Below are 21,487 nucleotides of genomic sequence, written 5' to 3' on the forward strand. Positions count from 1 at the left end.
TTTTTCGGCAGGAAGCGCTTTTCCTGTGAACTGCTTTGGACGAGGTTCAGCCGTTGGCGACCTGCTTGTGTTGCACCGGGTGGCTTTTCTTGAGCAGGTCCGACACCAGGAACGCCAGTTCGATGGCCTGGTCGGCATTGAGACGCGGATCGCAATGGGTGTGGTAGCGGTCTTGCAACTCCTCGGCCGTGATGGCGCGGGCCCCACCGGTGCATTCCGTCACGTTCTTGCCGGTCATCTCGACATGGATGCCGCCCGGATGCGTGCCTTCGGCGCGGTGCACCTCGAAGAAAGTCTGCACCTCCTTCAGGATGCGGTCGAACGGCCGCGTCTTGTAGCCGGCCGCCTCGATCGTGTTGCCATGCATCGGGTCGGACGACCAGACGACGCTGCGGCCCTCCTTCTGCACGGCCCGCACCAGCTTCGGCAGATGGTCGGCGACCTTGTCGGAGCCGAAGCGGGCGATCAGCGTCAGCCTGCCCGGCTCGTTCTCGGGGTTGAGCAGATCGATCAGTTCCAGCAAGCCGTCAGGCGTCAGCGATGGGCCGCATTTCAGGCCGAGCGGGTTCTTGATGCCGCGGCAATATTCGACATGCGCATGGTCCGGCTGGCGGGTGCGGTCGCCGATCCAGATCATGTGGCCAGACGTCGCGTACCAGTCGCCCGAGGTGGAATCGACACGCGTCAGCGCCTCCTCATAGCCGAGCAGCAGCGCCTCATGGCTGGTATAGAAATCGGTCTCGCGCAGCGCGAAATTGGTTTCGGAGGTGATGCCGACCGCGCGCATGAAATCCATCGTCTCGGTGATGCGATTGGCGAGCGACTCGTATTTCTCGCCTTGCGGGCTGTCGGAGACGAAGCCGAGCATCCAGCGATGCACATTCTCCAGGCTGGCGTAGCCGCCTTGTGCGAAGGCGCGCAGAAGGTTGAGCGTTGCCGCCGACTGGCGGTACGCCATCTCCTGGCGGGCAGGATCGGGAATGCGCGACTTGGCGTCGAATTCGATGCCGTTGATGATGTCGCCGCGATAGCTCGGCAGCGTCACCTCCCCCTTGGTCTCGTTGTCGGACGAGCGCGGTTTGGCGAACTGGCCCGCAACGCGGCCGATCTTCACCACCGGCTGCGCACCGGCGAAGGTCAGCACCACAGACATTTGCAGGAAGACGCGGAAGAAGTCGCGGATATTGTCCGCGCCATGTTCGGCAAAGCTTTCGGCGCAATCGCCGCCTTGGAGCAGGAATGCCTCGCCGGCAGCGACGCTGGCCAGCTGCTTCTTCAGCTTGCGCGCTTCACCGGCAAAAACCAGCGGCGGAAAGGTGGCGAGCTGGGCCTCCGTGTTCCTCAGCGCGGCAAGATCGGGATAAGCAGGCACCTGCTTGATCGGCTTTGCCCTCCACGAATTTGGCGACCATTTCGTCATCGCTGCACCCAACGCTCTTTCCGGCGAGCACCCTCGCCCGCCATTTCCAGCCCCCATGTGGGGTGGCGGCTCCATACACGAAGCCGATTTCCTATTCTAGACCGGAATTTCAGCGCTGGCGAATGGGCCGGGCTGGCTACGCCGCCTTCTCCACCAGCCGCGCCAGTTGCGTCATGACGACAGCCGAGCCTGCCAAACGCTTTTCCGCCGTTGGCCAGTCGCGGGTGAAGACGACGCTTTGGTCCGGCCGGATCTTGGCCAGCGAACCCTGCTCGCCGATGAACTTGACCAGCCCGACCGGGTTCGGAAATTCGCGCTTGCGGAAATGGATGACCACGCCCTTCGGCCCCGCATCAAGCTTCTCGACATTGGCCTTGCGGCAGAGCGCCTTGATGAAGACGATCTTGAGGAGATGCTTCACCTCCTCCGGCAGCGGGCCGAAACGGTCGATCAGCTCGGCGCCGAAAGCATCGATTTCCTCGGTGGTCTCGAGGTCGCCGAGACGCCGATAGAGCGCCAGCCTGAGCTGCAGGTCCGGCACATAGCTCTCCGGGATCATCACCGCCGTGCCCACGGCGATCTGCGGCGACCAGCCGCCATCCGGCACCTCGCCGGAATCCTTCACCTCCGCGACCGCCTCCTCCAGCATCTGCTGGTAGAGTTCGAACCCGACCTCCTTGATGTGGCCGGACTGCTCTTCGCCGAGCAGATTGCCTGCGCCTCTGATATCGAGGTCGTGGCTGGCAAGCTGGAAGCCGGCGCCCAGCGTATCGAGCGACTGCAGCACCTTCAGCCGGCGTTCGGCGGTGTCGGTCAGCTTGCGGTTGGCCGGCAGCGTGAACAGTGCATAGGCGCGCACTTTCGAGCGCCCGACACGGCCGCGCAACTGATAGAGCTGCGACAGGCCGAACATGTCGGCGCGATGGACGATCAGCGTGTTGGCGGTCGGGATGTCGAGGCCCGATTCGACGATGGTGGTCGACAAGAGAACGTCGTACTGGCCGTCGTAGAAGGCGTTCATGATGTCGTCGAGCTCGCCCGGCGGCATCTGGCCATGGGCCACTGCCACCTTCAGTTCCGGCACGGATTGGTTCAGGAAATCATGGATTTCCGCCAGATCGCTGATGCGCGGCACGACATAGAAGGAATGGCCGCCGCGATAACGCTCGCGCAATAACGTCTCGCGAATGACCAGCGGATCGAAGGGCGAGATGAAGGTGCGCACCGCCATGCGGTCGACCGGCGGCGTGGCGATCAGCGACAGTTCGCGCACGCCGGTCAATGCCAGTTGCAGCGTGCGCGGGATAGGCGTCGCCGACAGCGTCAGCACGTGGACGTCGGTCTTCAGGTCCTTCAGCCGCTCCTTGTGCTTGACGCCAAAATGCTGCTCTTCATCGATGATCAGGAGGCCGAGATTCTTGAACGAGATCGCACTGCCGAGCAGTGCGTGGGTGCCGACCACGATATCCACCGTCCCTTCGGCGATCCCCTTCTTGGTCTCTGCCAAGTCCTTTGCGCCGACCAGCCGCGATGCCTGGGCGACGCGGATCGGCAGGCCGGAAAAGCGCTGCGAGAAGGTCTTGAAATGCTGGCGCGACAACAGCGTTGTCGGCACCACCACCGCGACCTGGAACCCTTCCATCGCCGCAATGAAGGCAGCGCGCAGCGCCACTTCCGTCTTGCCGAAGCCGACATCGCCGCAGATCAGCCGGTCCATCGGCTTGCCGGCCGCCAGATCGTCCCTGACGGAATCGATCGCCGTCTGCTGGTCATCGGTCTCCTCATAGGGGAAGCGCGCGGCGAACTCGCCGTAGAGGCCTTCCGCCGGCACCAGCGGAGGTGCAGCGCGCATCTGCCGTTCGGCGGCGATGCGGATCAACTGCCCGGCCATGTCGAGCAGGCGTTTCTTCAGCCGCGCCTTGCGCGATTGCCAGGCGCCACCGCCGAGCTTGTCGAGTGTCGCCTCGGCTGTATCGGAGCCGTAGCGCGACAGGAGCTCGATGTTTTCCACCGGCAGGAACAGCCGGTCGTCGCCGGCATAGTGGATTTCCAGGCAATCATGCGGCGCCCCGACGGCTTCGATTGTGCGCAGGCCGATGAAGCGGCCAATGCCGTGGTCGGCATGGACGACGATGTCGCCAGCCGACAGGGCCGAGGCTTCGGCAATGAAGTCGGACGCGCGCTTCTTGCGCTTGGAGCGCCGGATCAGCCGATCGCCCAAAATGTCCTGTTCGGCGACGACGACCAGTCTTTCGGTCTCGAAACCGGATTCCAGCGGCAGCACGGCCAATGCCGCCTGCCCCGGCTCGAGTTTCTCCGCCTCCGCCAAGGTCGCCACCGGCGCAAGATTGCCCAGACGATGTTCGGCGAGAATTTGGCCGAGCCGGTCGAGCGAGCCCTCGGTCCAGCCGGCGACAATGACGCGGCGGCGTGCCGCACGTTCGTCGGCGATGTGCTTCACCACGACGTCGAAGACATTGACGTTCGGGTCGGCGCGCTCTTCCGCGAAGCTGCGGCCATGGCGCGAGCCGGCATGGAAGACCTTTTTGGCGCCCGCATCGGGAGCGTCGAAGGCCGTGAAGTCGATCGCTTCGCGCGGTCCGAGCGAAGCGACGAGATTTTCCGGCGAAAGGTAAAGCAGGTCCGGCGCCACCGGCTTGTAGGGCACCGCGTCCTTCAGCGCACCTTCGGTCTGCTTCTTGCGCGCCTCGTAATGGTCGAGGATCAGCGTGTGGCGTTCGGCAAGCGCTTCATGCGCCAGATGGTCGAAAACGACGGGCGTGTCCGGCAGATAGTCGAACACGGTCTCCAGCCGCTCATAGAAGAATGGCAGCCAGTGTTCCATGCCCGCGAAGCGCCGGCCTTCGCTAACCGCGGCGTAAAGCCCATCGTCACGCGACGGCGCCCCGAACGCTTCGATATAGGCGCGGCGGAAGCGGCTGATCGTCTCGGGCGTCAGCGCCACCTCGCTCATCGCCTGCAGCGCCATGGACTTGCGCTGCCCGGTGGTGCGCTGCGTGGCCACATCGAAGACGCGGATCGATTCCAGCGTATCGCCAAAAAAATCGAGCCTCAGCGCCTCGGTCCAGCCGGGTGCGAAAAGGTCAAGGATGCCGCCGCGTACGGCGAACTCGCCGATGCCGCGCACCGTTGGCACCCGCTCGAAGCCCGATGTCTCCAGCCGCGACACCAGCCCGTTCATATCGATCTGGTTGCCAGGTTTGGCGTGAAAGGTCTGCGCCTCGATGAGATCCGCGGGCGGAATGCGCTGGAGCAGCGCATTGGCGGTGGTGAGAATGACGGCGCGATGCGGCTTCCTCGCCAGCGCGATCATGGCGGCGAGCGCGTCGAGCCGCCGGGCGGCCGCATCCGAGCCGGGCGAGACGCGGTCATAGGGCAGGCAGTCCCAAGCGGGCAGTTCCAGCACCGGCAGGCCGGGCGCGGCAAAGGCCAGCGCCTCTGTGATTGCCGGCAGGCGCTGCCCGTCGCGCGCCACGAACAGCACGGGCTTGTCGGGCGCGATTTCGCGCGCCGCCTGCACCAGCGCGAAGGCTTCATAGCCGTCGGCGACGCCGTCGACGATGAACTGGCCGGCGCGGCCTTTCGGCAAGCCGATGGTGGGAATGAGGCTCATGGAAACGTTCTTCAAAAGGTCATTGTCCGGCGCGAAGCCATGATTTTTTGCAGGACCGCACAATCGATGTCGGCGGGAACAGAACGTTCGCCGGTGATCAAGGGCAGGAATTCGGTGTCGGGAATATCGAGAAGCTTCTCATATTGGTCGATTTCGTCGCCGGTCAAGGCGCCGATCTCGGCATCGGCGAAAGTGCCGAGGATAAGGTCCATCTCGCGCATGCCACGGTGCCAGGAGCGGAACAAGAGCTTGCGGCGGCGGGCATCGAGCCCCTCGCTTGATCGTTTCGTTCCTGTCATTGTGCCGCATCCTCACTTGCTGCGGCGCATATAGCGTGGATAGAAGGGGCTGTCAGCCTTGCGCTGCAGCCGTCGCGACATAAGCTGACATCATGCGTCGTTCCATCCTCGACCCGCTTTTCGTCCCGATCACGTCGCTTGCAGGTGTCGGGCCGAAGGTCGGCGCGCTGATCGAAAAGGTCGTCGCGGCCGATCTCGGCGACCGCGCGGCGCGCGCCGGCGATCTCCTGTTCGTGCTGCCGCATACCGTCATCGACCGCCGCAACCGGCCGGGCATTGCCGGCTCGGCCGAAGGCGCCATCGTAACGCTCGACGTGCGCATCGACCGCCACCAGCCGCCGCCGCGCGGCAACAGGTCGGTGCCTTACCGGGTCTACGCGCATGACGATACCGGCGAAGTGGCGCTGACCTTCTTCCACGCCCACGCTGCGTATCTGGAAAAATCGATGCCGGTGGGCGAGCATGTCGTGGTTTCCGGCCGCATGGAATGGTTCAACGGGCGCCCGACCATGGTCCATCCGGATCATATTGCCTTGGCCAGCGACGCCGAAAACCTGCCGCTGGTCGAGCCTGTCTATCCCCTCACGGCAGGACTGTCCGGCAAGGTGCTGCGCCGCGCCATCGGCCAGGCGCTCGGCCGTCTGCCGGAGCTGCCCGAGTGGCAGGATGGAGCTTTCATGCGCCGCCAGAGCTTCCCGTCTTTCGGTGACGCGCTGGCCCGCATCCATCATCCCACGGACCCGATCGATGTCGCCATCGAAGGCGCCGCGTGGCGGCGCCTCGCCTATGACGAGTTGCTGGCGGGCCAGGTCTCGCTGGCCCTGGTCCGGTCGAAGGTCCGCAGGCTGTCCGGCCGGCCACTCACCGGCGACGGCCAGGTTGTCGAGAAGCTGCGCGCGGCCCTGCCCTATTCGTTGACCGCGTCCCAGGAATTCGCGCTCGCCGAAATCAATGCAGACCTCGCCGACCCCGAGCGCATGCTGCGCCTCCTGCAAGGCGACGTCGGCTCCGGCAAGACGGTCGTCGCGCTGCTGGCCATGGCGCGGGCCGTCGAGGCTGGCGGCCAGGCTGCCCTGATGGCGCCGACCGAAATCCTGGCGCGCCAGCATCTGGCGACGATCGCCCCTTTGGCGGAACAGGCAGGCATGCGCACGGCCATCCTCACCGGTCGCGAAAAGGGCCGCGAACGCGCCGAAACGCTGGCGGGACTGGCAGGCGGCGAGATCGACATCGTCATCGGCACCCACGCGCTGTTCCAGGAAGCGGTGGCGTTCCACGACCTCGTCCTCGCCGTCGTGGACGAGCAGCATCGCTTCGGCGTTCACCAGCGGCTTGCCATCACCGCCAAGGGCGACGCGCCAGACATGCTGGTGATGACGGCAACCCCCATTCCGCGCACGCTGGTGCTGACCGCCTTCGGCGATATGGACGTCTCCAAGCTGACGGAAAAGCCGGTCGGCCGCCAGCCGATCCGCACCGTCACGCTGCCGCTTGAGCGGCTGGACGAACTCGTCGATCGCATGGTGGAAGCCGTGGCCGGCGGCCAGAAAATCTACTGGATATGCCCGCTTGTGGAAGAATCCGAAGAGATAAAGCTGATGTCGGCCGAGGACCGCTTTGCTTTATTGAAGCCGCTGTTCGGCGACCGGATCGGCCTTGTCCACGGCCGCATGAAGGGCGCCGAGAAGGACGAAGCGATGCGCGCCTTCAAGCAGGGCGAGACACGTATCCTGATTGCCACGACCGTCATCGAGGTCGGCGTCGACGTGCCGGACGCGACCATCATGGTCATCGAACACGCCGAACGTTTCGGCCTCGCCCAGTTGCACCAGTTGCGCGGCCGCGTCGGGCGCGGCGACAAGCCTTCGTCATGCGTATTGCTCTACAAGGATCCGCTCGGCGAAACGGCCAAGCGGCGCCTGTCGGTGATGCGCGAGACCGAGGATGGCTTCGTAATCGCCGAGGAGGACCTGAAGCTGCGCGGCGAAGGCGAATTGCTTGGCACCCGTCAGTCCGGTACGCCGGGCTTCCAGGTCGCGCGCATCGAGGCGCATGCGGACCTGCTCGAGGCGGCGCGCGATGACGCAAGGCTGATCCTGTCACAGGATCCGGACCTGCAGACCGAGCGCGGCGAAGCGCTGCGCCTGCTGCTCTACTTGTTCGGCCGCGACGAGGCGGTGCGGCTCCTGCGGGCGGGATAAGGCCCGAGCGGCGGATTGGCCAGGGTGCCCGTGATCGGCTCGCCATTCAGCGTCACAAGCTTCGTTTTCACCTCCGGCGCCACCAGCCCGGCCGAGACGATCAGCTTGGCGCCATCCTCGATCGTCATGTCGAGCAGCACGATGTCCGACTTCGGCACATACATCAGGAAACCCGTCGTTGGATTGGGTGTGCAGGGCATGAAGACAGCAGTCAGCGGGTCGCCTTCCTGGTCGAGCTTCTGGTTGATCTCGGTTTCCTTTTCGCTGGCCACGAACACCAGCGACCAGACCCCCTTGCGCGGATATTCGACCAAGCCGACCTGACGGAACACGTCGCCTTTGTTCGACAGCACGGTCTCGAAAATCTGCTTCAGCGAGCGATAGATGCCCCGCACCAGCGGCATGCGGCCAAGCAGGCGCTCGCCGAAATTGACGATGGCGCGGCCCACTATATTGGCAGTCATGAACCCGATCAGCGTGATCAGGACGAGCGCCACGATCAGTCCAAACCCCGGAACCGGGAATGGCAGGTAGGTATCGGGACTATAGCGTGCCGGAATATAGGGTTTGACCCAGGAATCCACCCAGCCGATGAAGGACCACGCGATATAGGCGGTGATCGCAAGCGGCGCGCAGACGACGAAGCCCGTGAGGAAATAGTTCCTCAGCCGGGTCATGCCGGAGGTCTTGAGAGCATCTGACATGGTTCACCGGGCGCGAGTTGCAGCGCAAACATTAGTGAACCGGAAGGCGCTTTGGAACTGCGAAGTTTTTAAAGCACCTGTTTAAAAAAACACCTACTCCACCGTCACCGATTTCGCCAGATTGCGCGGCTGATCGACATCGGTGCCCATGAACACGGCGGCGAAATAGGCCAGCATCTGGATCGGCAGCGCGTAGATGATCGGCGAGATGATTTCCGGCACGTCCGGAAGGATGATCGTCTCCATCGTCTTCACGCTCGCCTGCGCGGCGCCCTTGGCGTCGGTGATCAGGATGATCTTGCCGCCGCGCGCCGCCACTTCCTGCATGTTGGACACGGTCTTCTCGAAGATGCGGTCATGCGGCGCGATGACGATGACCGGCATGTTCTCGTCGATGAGGGCGATCGGCCCGTGCTTCAACTCGCCCGCCGCATAGCCTTCGGCGTGGATGTAGGAGATCTCCTTGAGCTTCAGCGCGCCTTCCATGGCGAGCGGGAAATTGGTGTCGCGTCCGAGATAGAGCACGTCCTTGTAGCGCGACAGTTCCCGCGCGATCCGTTCGATCTGCTCTTCGAGCTTGAGCACCTGGTTGGCATAGCGAGGCGCCTCGGAAAGCGCCCGGACCAGCGACTTTTCCTCGTCCCGCGAGATCGTGCCGCGCGCCACGCCCGCCCGGACGGCAAGCGAGGCCAGCACCGACAACTGGCAGGTGAAGGCCTTGGTCGAGGCGACGCCGATCTCCGGCCCGGCCAGCGTCGGCAGGATCACGTCGGATTCACGCGCCATGGTCGATTCCCGCACGTTGACGACGGCGCCGATCTTCATGCCGGCCTTGCGGCAATAGCGCAGCGAGGCCAGCGTGTCGGCGGTCTCGCCCGACTGCGAGATGAAGAAGGCGGCGTCGTTCTTCGACAGCGGCATTTCGCGGTAGCGAAATTCGGAGGCGACATCGATGTCGACCGGCAGCCGCGCGTAGCGCTCGAACCAGTATTTGCTGATCAGTCCGGCCAGATAAGCAGTGCCGCAGGCCGAAATCGCCAGCCGGTCGATGGTGGCGAAGTCGAATGGCAGGTCGAGCGGCTTGGAGACGCCGGAAACAAAATCAACATAATGCGCCAGCGTGTGCGAGATCACCTCCGGCTGCTCATGGATTTCCTTCTCCATGAAGTGGCGGCGATTGCCCTTGTCGACCATGAAGCTGGTCGAGAGCGACTGCTGGCGCTTGCGGTCGACCTTTTTGCCGTCGATGTCGAAGATGGCGACGCCGCTGCGGCGCACCACCGCCCAGTCGCCATCTTCCAGATAAGTGATCGAATTGGTGAACGGGGCAAGCGCGATGGCGTCGGAGCCCAGGAACATCTCGCCGTCGCCATGGCCGACCGCCAGTGGCGGGCCGTTGCGGGCGCCGACGATGAGGTCCTCGTCGCCCGTGAACATAATCGCCAGCGCAAAGGCGCCTTCCAGCCGCTTGAGCGCCTTGTGCGCGGCATCGACCGGCTTCAAGCCTTTGGCGACTTCCCGCGCCACCAGATGCGCGACGACCTCGGTGTCGGTCTGCGACGAGAAGGAATAGCCGTCGCGGATCAGTTCGTCGCGCAGCTCGGCGAAATTCTCGATGATGCCGTTGTGGACGATGGCGACGCCATCGGAAAAATGCGGATGCGCGTTGATCTCGTTCGGCACGCCATGCGTGGCCCAGCGGGTGTGACCGATGCCGATCGTGCCGTCGAGCGGCTCGTCCTTCAGCCGGCGTTCGAGATTGACCAGCTTGCCTTCGGCGCGGCGGCGGCCAAGCGCCCCCTTCTCTATGGTGGCAACGCCGGCCGAATCGTAGCCGCGATATTCAAGCCGCTTCAGCGCATCGACGATGAGCGGCGCAACCTGCGAATGGCCGACAATTCCAACGATACCGCACATGCAGACAGTCCCCAATCCCCTGCAGAACCCGGCGCTATCTACGGATTGCCGGGCTCCCGCGAAAGTCACTTTGCGTTTCGTTCCGTGTAGGGAACAGTCTCGTACGCATGCATCATGACACAGCGCACTTGCAATCCAGTTACTGCAATCGTTCAGTTTTTGAAGACCGGTTTTACCTCTTTTTGGCAACCGCGGCCGACGCGAAGCGCTCGCGCAATTCCTTCCCTTTGCCGGGGATCGTCTTCTGGCGGGCACGCCCGAAGGCCAGCGCATCATCGGGCACGCTCTCGGTGATGACGCTGCCCGAGGCGATGTAGCCGCCCTTGCCAATGGTGACCGGCGCCACCAGCGAGGTATTCGAGCCGACAAAGGCACCCTCGCCGATATCGGTGAAGTGCTTCAGATACCCGTCATAATTGCAGGTGATCGTGCCGGCGCCGATATTGGCCCCGGCGCCCACTCGTGCGTCGCCGATATAGGTCAGATGGTTGACCTTGGCGCCCTCCTCGATGACAGCCTGCTTGACCTCGCAGAAATTGCCGACCTTGGCTTTTTGTCCGAGATCGGCGCCCGGTCGCAGCCGCGCGAAGGGGCCGACATCGCAATGAGCGGCGACGATGGCGCCCTCGATATGGCTGAAGGCGTGAATCCTGGCGCCGCCGGCGATCTTCACACCCGGCCCGAACCAGACGTTCGGCTCGACAATGGTATCGGCGCCGATCTCGGTGTCGTGGGAGAAGAAAACGGTCTCCGGCGCGATCAGCGTCACGCCCGAAAGCATCGCCTCATGGCGACGGCGCTGCTGCCAAATGCCTTCGGCTTGCGCCAGTTCGGCGCGGTTGTTGATACCGAGCGCGTTCTCGAACGTGGCTTCCGTCGCGACGACATCAAGGCCTTGTTCGCTGGCAAACTCGACGATATCGGTGAGGTAATACTCGCCCTTGGCGTTCTTGTTGCCGACCGCGTCGAGCAGTTTCAGCGCCTGGCTGCCGGCAATCGCCATCAGCCCGCCATTGCAGAAGGTGATCTTCTTCTCCTCGTCGGAGCAGTCCTTTTCCTCGCGGATGGCGACGAGCTTGCCACCTTTTTCGATCAGGCGGCCATAGCCGGTGGGGTTCGCCGTGCGGAAGCCGATGACGACGACGGCAGCACCTTGCGCCAGCTTCAGGCGCGCCGCCGTGAGCGCGCCCGGATCGATCAGCGGCGTATCGCCGAACATGACGAGAATATCGTCGTAACCCTTTGATATCGCGGCGCGCGCGGCAAGCACAGCATGCGCGGTGCCGAGGCGCTTTTCCTGAACGAAAGCCTCTGCCTTCGGCGCGAATTTCTGCGCCGCCTTGCGCATCTCCTCGGCGCCGTGGCCGATCACCAGCGCTAGGTCGCCAGCACCCGCCGCCTCGGCCGCCTTGACCACATGCGCGACCATCGGCAGCCCGGCGATCTGGTGCAGCACCTTGGGCAGCGCGCTCTTCATGCGCGTGCCTTCGCCGGCGGCGAGGATGATGGACAGGCATGTTCTCTGGCTCATGGAAGGACAACCATAGGAAAAGCGTTGGGACTCAAATCATGCTAGCAGCGGCGCCATGCTGCACCAATGCGGTTAAATTCCGGTGAGATGGCTGAGCAATTGACTTTTAATCAGTAAGCGCACCGCCTGTTGAGTTACTTACCCCAGGCGACCCAGCACCGGAAAATTCTCCAGCAGCCAATAGGATACGGTCTGCACGCCGCCGGTGAGGAAAAACACGCCGGCGACGACCAGCAACGCGCCGATCGCCTTCTCCACGCGGCCGAGATGGACGCGGAATTTGCCGAGAAAGCGCATGAAGGCGCCGGAAAACAGTGCCGCTATCAGGAACGGAATGCCCAGCCCGAGCGAATAGGCGGCGAGCAGCAATGCGCCCTCGCCCACCGTCTCGCGGCCGCCGGCCAGCGTCAGGATCGGCCCCAGCACCGGGCCGATGCACGGCGTCCAGCCGAATGCGAAGGCCAGCCCCATGACATAGGCCGCTACCGCGCTTGCCGGTTTGCCCTGTGACTGGAAACGCGCCTCGCGCGACAAAAGCGGAATGCGCAGGATGCCGAGGAAATTCAGGCCCATCAGGATGATCAGCACGCCGGCGCCCATCGCCAGCGGCTCCTGCCACACGCGCAGGAGGCGGCCAATGGTCGAGGCGCCGGCGCCCAGCGCGACGAACACGGTCGAGAAGCCGAGCACGAAGGCAATCGAGGAATAAAGCAGCGCGGTGCGGGCGCCGGCTTTGGCGGCCGCTCCGGCATTGCCGCGAAAATCGTCGACCGACACACCAGCCATGTAGCAGAGATAGGGCGGCACCAGCGGCAGCACGCAAGGCGACAGGAACGAGATCGCCCCTGCCCCGACCGCGCTGACATAGCCTATATCCAGTGCCATTCCAGAACTCCGACTTTACGGCGCCGATATAGCGACGCCCCGGGCCCTCTGCCAATCACCATTGTGTTGGCATGCCCGGGAATAAACATCGGTGCCCGCGCGTTGATCGAGCGAGGCCGCGATTGCCGCGCATCCTCGGATCAGCAGGGAGATTTCGATGAAAACCGTGACACTAGGGTTGGCCGCGCTTTTGCTCAGCACCGCCGCGTCTTTCGCAGCAGAGGCCTGGAAGGAGGCCGAGGTCGGCGGCACCAAGATCTACACCGATGCCAACGGCATGACGCTCTATACCTATGACAAGGACGAGAAAGGCAAGACCAACTGCTATGACAAATGCGCCACAAACTGGCCGCCGCTGAAGGCCGAGGCCGGCGCCAAGGCGGACGATGAATGGACCGTCGTCGACCGCACCGACGGCACCAAGATGTGGGCCTATGACGGCAAGCCCGTCTACACATTCATCAAGGACAAGAAGGCCGGCGATGTGTCGGGCGATGGCGTCGGCGGCGTCTGGCATATCGTAAAGGCCGACTAAGGCTGCCACCTTAACTTCGACGTTGCTGCCGGGCGGGCCTCCAACGCCTGGCAGCCCGCATCAGACACGCTGGCGCGGCATTTGGCCCAATCCATAGGGGCGCCGGCGACTCATCGGCGCCAATTTGAGCCGCTCCTCACCGCTCCAGCCATTTGTCTCAGTTACCCCTCAACAATGTGATCTTCTCCATACACTCTTAGAGTGTATCGCTGTCGGCACTCTTGCAATTTGGCCGCTTCCCCTTGACCGGATGCAAAAGCGCGGCCATGTGAGCGACGAACAGAACCGAGATTTCGTCGCGCGCAGCGGAATTCTTCTGCCGCATCACAGCTGATATGAGCCCTCATGGACGTCGTCGTCGTCGAATCGCCGGCCAAGGCGAAGACAATCAACAAATACCTCGGCAGGAACTACAAGGTTCTGGCCTCGTTCGGCCATGTCCGTGATTTGCCGGCCAAGGACGGCTCGGTGCGACCGGACGAGGATTTCGCCATGTCCTGGGCGGTCGACACGGCCTCCGGCAAGCGCCTCGCCGACATCGCCAAGGCGGTCAAGGACGCCGACGGCCTGATCCTCGCCACCGACCCGGACCGCGAGGGCGAAGCCATTTCCTGGCACGTGCTGGAAGTCTTGCGGCAGAAGCGCGCGCTGAAGGACAAGCCGGTCAGCCGCGTCGTCTTCAACGCCATCACCAAGAGCTCGGTGCTCGAGGCGATGGCCAATCCACGCCAGATCGATGCACCGCTGGTCGACGCCTATCTCGCCCGCCGGGCACTGGACTATCTCGTCGGCTTCACGCTCTCGCCGGTACTGTGGCGCAAGCTCCCCGGAGCCCGTTCCGCCGGCCGCGTCCAGTCGGTCGCCTTGCGGCTGGTCTGCGACCGCGAATCCGAGATCGAACGCTTCATCCGCGAGGAATACTGGCAGATCGCTGCCATCCTCGGCACGCCGCGCAACGAAAATTTCGAGGCGCGCCTGACCGCTTTCGAGCGCAAGAAATTGCAAAAGCTCGACATCGCCAACAAGGCGCAGGCCGACGACATCAAGGCCATGCTCGAGGGCGCGGCCTTCAAGGCGCTGTCCGTCGAGGCAAAACCCACCAAGCGCAATCCAGGCCCGCCCTTCACCACCTCGACATTGCAGCAGGCCGCCTCCTCGGGCCTCGGCTTTTCGGCCAACCGCACGATGCAGGTGGCGCAGCGCCTCTATGAGGGAATGGAGATCGGCGGCGAGACCACCGGCCTGATCACCTATATGCGAACCGACGGCGTGCAGATGGCGCCCGAGGCGATCGACGCCGCACGCGATGCCATCGCCAAGGAATTCGGCCCGAAATACCTGCCGGAGAAGCCGCGTTTTTACACGACCAAGGCCAAGAATGCCCAGGAAGCGCACGAAGCGATCCGCCCGACCGACTTCATGCGCACGCCGGCATCGGTCAGGCAATATCTCGATGCCGACCAGATGCGGCTCTACGAATTGATCTGGAAGCGCGCCATCGCCAGCCAGATGCAGCCGGCCGAGATCGAGCGCACCACGGTCGAGATCGAGGCGGTCAACGGCACGCGCACAGCCGAGTTGCGCGCCGTCGGTTCAGTCGTGCGCTTCGATGGTTTCATCGCCGCCTATACCGACCAGAAGGACGATGATTCCGAGGACGAGGAAAACCGCCGCCTGCCCGAAATCCGCGCCGGCGAGCAGCTTGCCCGCCAGGCGATCAACGCCACCCAGCACACGACCGAACCGCCGCCGCGCTATTCCGAAGCTTCGCTGATCAAGAAGCTGGAGGAGCTCGGCATCGGCCGGCCGTCGACCTACACGGCGATCCTGAAGACGCTCGAGGACCGCGATTATGTCACCATCGACAAGCGCCGGCTTGTGCCGCAGGCAAAGGGCCGGCTGCTGTCCGCCTTCCTGGAAAGCTTCTTCGAGCGTTATGTCGAATACGATTTCACCGCATCGCTCGAGGAAAAGCTCGACGAGATCTCCGACGGCAAGCTCGCCTGGAAGGACGTCCTGCGCGATTTCTGGAATGATTTTTCCGGCGCCGTCGCCGACATCAAGGAACTGCGCGTCACCGACGTGCTCGATGCGCTGAACGAGGAACTGGCGCCGCTGGTCTTCCCTGCCCGGGAGGACGGCTCCAATCCGCGCATCTGCCCCAAATGCGGCACCGGCAATTTGTCGCTCAAGCTCGGCAAGTTCGGCGCCTTCGTCGGCTGTTCGAACTATCCCGAATGCTCCTTCACCCGCCAGCTTGGCGACGCCGCCAACCCCAATGGCGAGAATGGCGGCGGCGAAGACGGCACCAAAGTGCTCGGCAAGGATCCCTACACGGCTGAGGAGATCACGCTGCGCAGCGGCCGCTTCGGTCCCTACATCCAGCGCGGCGACGGCAAGGAAGCCAAGCGTTCCAGCTTGCCCAAGGGCTGGACGCCTGATTCGATCGACCATGAGAAGGCGCTTGCCCTGCTTTCCCTGCCGCGCGATGTCGGCAAGCATCCGGAAACCGGCAAGATGATCTCGGCCGGGCTTGGCCGCTACGGGCCTTTCGTGCTGCATGACGGTACCTACGCCAATCTCGACAGCATCGAGGATGTGTTCTCGATCGGGCTCAACCGCGCCGTTTCGGTGATCGCCGAGAAGCAGTTGAAGGGCAAGGGCGGCCGTAATGGCGGCACTGCGGCAGCCCTCAAGGAGCTTGGCGATCATCCCGACGGCGGCGGCAAGATCGTCGTGCGCGACGGCAAGTACGGGCCTTACGTCAATTTCGGCAAGGTCAATGCCACGCTGCCCAAGGGCAAGGATCCGCAATCGGTGACGATGGAGGATGCGCTGGCGCTGATCGCCGAGAAGGAAGCCAAGGGCGGCGGCGGCAAGAAGCCTTTCCGCAAGGCGGCGGCGGCCAAGGCCCCCGCTACCAAGAAGACGGCGGCCAAGAAGCCTGCCGCCAACAAAAAGGGATAGAACGGCGTGGCGCGCAGGATCTCCGCAAGAACCCACGGCGACCCGCGCACCGCCGGCACAACGGCCAAGGTCAAGGGCGACTACAGGCCCTCGCGTGACGAAATCCTGCGCTACATCGCCGAAAATCCGGATCGCGCTGGAAAACGCGACATCGCGAAGGCATTCGCGCTGCGCGGCCCGGACCGCATCTGGCTGAAGGATCTCCTGCGCGACCTGCAGGACGAAGGCGTCCTGACCAAGGAGCGTAAGCGGCTGGCCCGCGTTGGCGCCCTGCCCCATGTCACGGTGCTCGACATTTTCGACCGCGACGCCGACGGCGTGCTGCTGGCGCGTCCCACCGAACACACTGCCAATGGACCGCCCCCCATCGTTTCCATCCGCCTGTCGCGCAGTGGCGGCGGACCGGCGCCTGGCATTGGCGATCGCGTGCTGGCCAAGACCTTTCCCGCCGACGACACGAACGTCGCCTTGGGCGGCCCGGCCTACACAGGGCGGGTGATGAAGATATTCGAGAAGCGCACGGATGCCGTTCTCGGCGTCTTTCGGGTGCTTCAGGACGGCAGTTTCCGCATCGAGCCGGTGGAGCGCCGGCAACCCGAACTGATCGTCGACAAGGAATTCCAGAACGGAGCCAGGAACGGCGATCTCGTCGAGGTCGAGCCCGCCCGGGCCTCGCGCTATGGCTTGCCGAGGGCGAAAGTACTCAACGTGCTGGGCTCGCTGACCAGCGAAAAGGCGGTCTCGATGATCGCCATCCACGCGCATGACATTCCGCATGTCTTCCCGGCCGACGTCATCGCCGAAGCCGAAGCCGTCAAGCCTGCGACGATGGCGAACCGGGAGGACTGGCGCGAACTGCCGCTGGTCACCATCGACCCGGCCGATGCCAAGGACCACGACGACGCGGTGTTCGCTACGCCCGATCTCGACGAGAAGAACCCCGGCGGCGTGGTCATCACGGTCGCCATCGCCGACGTGGCTGCTTACGTCCGCTACGGCACGGCACTCGACCGCGAAGCGCTGAAGCGCGGCAACTCGGTCTATTTCCCCGATCGCGTCGTGCCGATGCTGCCCGAGCGCATCTCCAACGATCTCTGCTCACTGCGCGAAGGCCAGGATCGCCCGGCTCTCGCCGTGCGCATGACCTTCTCGGCGGACGGGCGCAAGATCAGGCATTCCTTCCATCGCGTGATGATGAAATCGGCGGCCAAGCTCGCCTATCCACAGGCGCAAGCCGCAATCGACGGCGCGCCTGACGACAAGACCGGCCCGATCCTCGACACGGTGCTGAAGCCGCTATGGGACGCCTATGCGATCCTCAAGCGCGGACGCGATGGCCGCCAGCCGCTCGAACTCGACCTGCCCGAGCGCAAGATCCTGCTGAAGCCCGACGGCACGGTCGATCGCGTCGTCGTGCCGGAACGGCTCGATGCCCATAAGCTCATCGAAGAATTCATGATCCAGGCCAATGTCGCCGCCGCCGAGACACTCGAGGCGAAGAAGCAGGCGCTGGTGTACCGCACCCACGACGCGCCCTCGCTGGCCAAGCAGGAATCGCTGCGCGAATTTCTGCAGACCCTGGGCCTGTCGCTGGCGCGCGGTGCGCAGATGCGGCCCGCCCAGTTCAACGGCATTCTCGAGCGCGTGCGCGGCGCCGACAACGAAGGCCTGGTCAACGAGGTGGTGCTGCGCTCGCAGAGCCAGGCCGAATATTCGCCCAAGAACATCGGCCATTTCGGCCTCAACCTGAACCGTTATGCGCATTTCACCTCACCGATCCGCCGTTACGCCGACCTCATCGTGCACCGCGGGCTTATCGCCGCACTCGGCCTGGGCCCAGGGGGCCTGACGCAGGAGGAGGAAGCGCGGCTCGAGGATGTTTCGGTGCTGATTTCCGGCACAGAACGCCGTGCGATGGCGGCCGAACGCGACACGGTCGACCGGCTGATCGCCGCTTATCTCGCCGAGCGCATCGACGACCGTTTCGACGCCCGCATTTCCGGCGTCACCAAATCGGGACTATTTGTCCAATTGCCGCAGTATGGCGCGGATGGTTTCATCCCCGTGTCAACTCTGGGCGGCGATTACTATATATACGACGAAACGGCCCGCTCGCTCTACGGAGACCGCTCGGGCAAGGGTTATCAGCTGGCGGACCGTGTCGAGGTCCGTCTCGTCGAGGTGGCGCCGATGGCCGGCGCGATGCGCTTTGAGATGTTGACCGACCCGAAGCCCCTGCCTGGCTCCGTCAGGTCGTTTCACAAGGCAAAAGGCCGCGCCCGTGCGTCACAATCGCGCCCTGGCTCGCGCGGCAGGAGACGATGATGGCAAAGGGCATGGAAGAACAGGTTTTCGGCGGCGAACTTCATTCGGGCCGGGTCGCGCGTCCGCTATGGACGGCGATGAAGCGCGGCATGCTCGGCCGCTGCCCGCATTGCGGCGAAGGCAAGCTGTTTCGCGGCTTCACCAAGACCGTCGAGACATGCAGCGTCTGCGGCGAGGAGATACACCATCACCGCGCCGACGATCTGCCTGCCTATCTGGTCATCGTCATCGTCGGCCACATCGTGCTCGGCGCCTTCATGGGCGTCGAGGCGACGTCGACCCTTTCCACCTGGCAGCACATCGCCATCTGGGTACCCTTGACGATCCTGCTGTCGGTTGCACTGCTGCAGCCGGTGAAAGGTGCCGTCATCGGATTGCAATGGGCATTCTATATGCACGGTTTTGCTGGCGAACACGACGTGGCTGAATCCCATCCCGGTGCCTGAGGTGCTGGCTGGCGCAACATGCCAACCGTCAAGGCTACTTTCGCATGCAAGACGTTTCCGCTAGGTCCTGTGCATGGAAGGAATGACCAAGGCGGACGTCGACAGGCTCGACACGGGTCTGGCCACGCATCGCGGCAGGGCGATTCGTCCACGTGATGCCGCGACTCTGATCCTGCTCGACGGCAAGGCCAACGACTTGCGGGTCTTGATGGGTCGCCGTCATGCCGGTCACGCCTTCATGCCAGGCAAGTTCGTTTTTCCCGGCGGCCGTACCGACCCGGCGGACAGCCGCATCCCCACCGCCACCGCGCTGCATCCCGAGCAGGAAGCAAAGCTCATCGCCGGCCCCGGCCGCACGAGCGAGGCGCGTGCCCGCGCCATCGCCTTGTCGGCCATCCGCGAGACCTATGAGGAAGCCGGGCTGCTGATCGGTCGCAAAGGCGCCTTCGCCACGACAAGGTCTGATTGGCAAGGCTTTGCCGAACATGGAGTGCAACCTGCCCTGGACATGCTGCGCTTCATTGCGCGCGCCATCACGCCGCCCAACCGGGTGCGCCGCTTCGACACTCGCTTCTTCTGCGCCTGGCGCGGCGACGTCGCCGTCGAACTGCCAGGCGGCGGTCCGACCAACGAACTCGAGGAACTGGTCTGGCTGCCGCTTGCCAAGGCCAGGGAAGCCGACATTCCCGACATCACCCGGATGATCCTGGACGAGCTGGAAAGCCGCCTCGCCCACGATCCGCTGTTGCGTCCGGGCGGTCCCGTGCCCTTCTACCGGCTTGTCCGCAACCACTTCACCCGCGAAATTCTGTAGAACATCGAGTATTCAGACATAACATGACGGTCGATACCCAACCAAAGGGCGACGAGCGCGTACACTGGCTGCCGATGGTGGCGGCGATCTCGTCGATCAGCGTCGTCGGCATTGCCATCGGCCTCGGCATGCCGCTGCTCAGCGTCATCCTGGAGACGCGCGGCCATTCGGCCTCGATGATCGGCCTCAACACCGCGGTCGCCGGCCTGGCCTCGATCGCCGGTGCCCCGCTCGCTACGCCGCTCGCCATGCGCTTCGGCGTTGCCTGGACGATGATCGCCATGATTGCCGCCGGCGCACTCGCCTTCGTCGGCTTCCATTTCGCGCCCGATTTCTGGATGTGGTTTCCGCTGCGTGTCGTGCTGCACATCGCGCTGACGGTGCTGTTCATCCTGTCGGAATTCTGGATCAGCACCTCGGCGCCGCCGCATCGGCGAGGCCTTGTGCTCGGCATCTACGCCACCGTGCTGTCGCTCGGCTTTGCCGCGGGGCCGTGGCTGTTCGCCCATCTCGGCAGCAGTGGCTTCCGGCCCTTCGGCGTCATCATAGCGCTGGTGGCACTGGCCGCGATCCCGGTGCTGGCGGCGCGCAACGAGAGCCCGACGATTGTATCCGACGGTGAAACCAGCAATTTCCTGCGCTATATCTGGCTGGTGCCGACCGCCACCGCCGCCGTTCTGGTGTTTGGCGCCGTCGAAACCGGCGGTTTCGCCCTGTTCCCTGTCTATGGCAGCCGCATCGGCTATTCCGAAGCCGACGCAGCCTTGCTGCTCACCATGATCGGCCTTGGCAACGTCCTCTTGCAGATCCCGATCGGCATGATCAGCGATCGCGTCTCGGACCGCCGCTACCTGCTTCTGGCCTGCGCCACTGTCGGCCTTGCCGGCACGATCTTCATGCCGCATCTGGCCGGCAACTGGCACCTGATGGCGGGCCTCCTGTTCGTCTGGGGCGGCGTGGTCGCGGCCATGTACACGATCGGGCTCGCCCATCTCGGCTCGCAGCTTTCGGGCCATGAGCTGGCTTCGGCCAATGCCGCCTTCGTGCTGTGCTACGGTGTCGGCATGGTGCTCGGCCCGCAGGCGATAGGCATCGGCATGGATGCGTTCGGCCCTTCTGGCTTCGGCTGGTCGCTCGGGCTGTTCTTCGCCGCCTACATGGCCCTTGCCAGCGTCAGGCTGGTCCGCAAGATCTTGTAAGCCGCCATCGGCGCAAACCGGATTCGCGATCGCCCACTACCGGCTGGCCCCATAACTGGCTACCCCAGATGACTGGCTGCTGACAGAACCGTGTCAGCAGCCAAGGTTTATACGGAGACCTCAAAACACTTGAAGTTGAGGAGACTCCGATGATCGACAGCGGCTTTGAAACCACATCATTGCGGATGACGCTGCTCCTGCTTGTCACTTTCCAGGCGCCGGCTGCGGATGTCGACCGCATCATGGACGCAGTGGTCGCGCTGGCGCCGCTGGCCATGGGTACATATGACCGCAACGCCTACCAGTCGGCGCACGGCATCGAGCGCTACCGGCCACTTGACGGCGCAGCCGCCGGCGCCGAGACCGAATTGCGGCGGCGCCCCGGCACGGTCGAGGTTTCATTCGAACTGCCCGATGACCAGGAATTGGCGGCGCGGGTCGTCGAAGCGATCTTTCAGGCGCACAGCTACCAGGAGCCGGTGATCCGCATTCAGCCGGTCCTTGCCAGCCGTTCCAAGGGGCTGGACGATCGCGCCAATCCGAATCGCTGGTGGAACACCACGGGAGATTGGAAGAAAACCATCGTTCTGGAGGCGGAACACGTGTGAAT

At 64.1% G+C, this 21,487-nt stretch carries 15 protein-coding genes; 8 read left to right on the top strand and 7 right to left on the bottom strand.

Annotation, left to right across the window (positions count from 1 at the left end):
• Nucleotides 1-46 precede the first annotated feature (46 nt).
• The 3 genes from LB533_RS10905 to LB533_RS10915 all read right to left on the bottom strand — a co-directional run bounded on the left by LB533_RS10905 (nt 47) and on the right by LB533_RS10915 (nt 5,353).
• Nucleotides 47-1,420, bottom strand: coding sequence for a class II 3-deoxy-7-phosphoheptulonate synthase (locus LB533_RS10905; protein WP_140638855.1), 1,374 nt, complete (start codon nt 1,418-1,420; stop codon nt 47-49).
• Nucleotides 1,421-1,556: 136 nt separating this feature from the next.
• Nucleotides 1,557-5,054 (bottom strand): transcription-repair coupling factor, encoded by a 3,498-nt coding sequence (mfd, locus tag LB533_RS10910; RefSeq protein WP_140638856.1) that lies wholly within the window; start codon nt 5,052-5,054, stop codon nt 1,557-1,559.
• An 11-nt stretch (nt 5,055-5,065) separates the two neighbouring features.
• Nucleotides 5,066-5,353, bottom strand: a complete 288-nt coding sequence (locus tag LB533_RS10915) for a succinate dehydrogenase assembly factor 2 (RefSeq protein WP_140638857.1) — start codon at nt 5,351-5,353, stop codon at nt 5,066-5,068.
• Between the two features lie 92 nt (nt 5,354-5,445).
• On the opposite strand from LB533_RS10915, the gene recG reads away from it, so the two are divergent.
• Nucleotides 5,446-7,554, top strand: coding sequence for an ATP-dependent DNA helicase RecG (gene recG, locus LB533_RS10920; protein ID WP_224677157.1), 2,109 nt, complete (start codon nt 5,446-5,448; stop codon nt 7,552-7,554).
• Here recG and LB533_RS10925 read toward each other — a convergent pair.
• From LB533_RS10925 to LB533_RS10940, 4 genes are all read right to left on the bottom strand, one after another.
• Nucleotides 7,506-8,258 (bottom strand): DUF502 domain-containing protein, encoded by a 753-nt coding sequence (locus LB533_RS10925; RefSeq protein ID WP_140638859.1) that lies wholly within the window; start codon nt 8,256-8,258, stop codon nt 7,506-7,508. The two genes, recG and LB533_RS10925, sit on opposite strands and share 49 nt — an antisense overlap.
• Before the next feature lie 93 nt (nt 8,259-8,351).
• Complete coding sequence (glmS, locus tag LB533_RS10930; RefSeq protein ID WP_140638860.1) at nt 8,352-10,175, bottom strand: glutamine--fructose-6-phosphate transaminase (isomerizing); 1,824 nt, start codon at nt 10,173-10,175, stop codon at nt 8,352-8,354.
• Nucleotides 10,176-10,347: 172 nt separating this feature from the next.
• Entirely contained in the window at nt 10,348-11,706 is a 1,359-nt protein-coding gene (glmU, locus tag LB533_RS10935) for a bifunctional UDP-N-acetylglucosamine diphosphorylase/glucosamine-1-phosphate N-acetyltransferase GlmU (RefSeq protein WP_140638861.1), read from the bottom strand.
• Between the two features lie 138 nt (nt 11,707-11,844).
• Nucleotides 11,845-12,591, bottom strand: a complete 747-nt coding sequence (locus LB533_RS10940) for a cytochrome c biogenesis CcdA family protein (RefSeq protein WP_140638862.1) — start codon at nt 12,589-12,591, stop codon at nt 11,845-11,847.
• 157 nt (nt 12,592-12,748) lie between these two features.
• Here LB533_RS10940 and LB533_RS10945 point away from each other — a divergent pair, with 157 nt between their 5' ends.
• The 7 genes from LB533_RS10945 to LB533_RS10975 all read left to right on the top strand — a co-directional run bounded on the left by LB533_RS10945 (nt 12,749) and on the right by LB533_RS10975 (nt 21,485).
• Nucleotides 12,749-13,126: a hypothetical protein gene (locus tag LB533_RS10945; protein ID WP_140525400.1), complete on the top strand. Its 378-nt coding sequence runs from the start codon at nt 12,749-12,751 to the stop codon at nt 13,124-13,126.
• Nucleotides 13,127-13,471: 345 nt separating this feature from the next.
• Nucleotides 13,472-16,093 (top strand): type I DNA topoisomerase, encoded by a 2,622-nt coding sequence (topA, locus tag LB533_RS10950; protein WP_140638863.1) that lies wholly within the window; start codon nt 13,472-13,474, stop codon nt 16,091-16,093.
• Nucleotides 16,094-16,099: 6 nt separating this feature from the next.
• Complete coding sequence (gene rnr, locus LB533_RS10955; RefSeq protein ID WP_140638864.1) at nt 16,100-18,418, top strand: ribonuclease R; 2,319 nt, start codon at nt 16,100-16,102, stop codon at nt 18,416-18,418.
• Nucleotides 18,418-18,864 (top strand): DUF983 domain-containing protein, encoded by a 447-nt coding sequence (locus tag LB533_RS10960; protein WP_140638865.1) that lies wholly within the window; start codon nt 18,418-18,420, stop codon nt 18,862-18,864. The genes rnr and LB533_RS10960 overlap by 1 nt, the downstream gene beginning before the upstream one ends.
• 73 nt (nt 18,865-18,937) lie before the next feature.
• Entirely contained in the window at nt 18,938-19,678 is a 741-nt protein-coding gene (locus tag LB533_RS10965; protein WP_140638866.1) for an NUDIX hydrolase, read from the top strand.
• 23 nt (nt 19,679-19,701) lie between these two features.
• A complete protein-coding gene (locus LB533_RS10970; RefSeq protein WP_140638867.1) occupies nt 19,702-20,877 on the top strand; it encodes an MFS transporter in 1,176 nt (391 codons plus the stop codon).
• A gap of 149 nt (nt 20,878-21,026) precedes the next feature.
• Nucleotides 21,027-21,485, top strand: coding sequence for a hypothetical protein (locus tag LB533_RS10975; RefSeq protein ID WP_140638868.1), 459 nt, complete (start codon nt 21,027-21,029; stop codon nt 21,483-21,485).
• Nucleotides 21,486-21,487 lie beyond the last annotated feature (2 nt).

The organism is Mesorhizobium sp. BR1-1-13 (assembly GCF_020165515.1).
GTDB lineage: Bacteria > Pseudomonadota > Alphaproteobacteria > Rhizobiales > Rhizobiaceae > Mesorhizobium.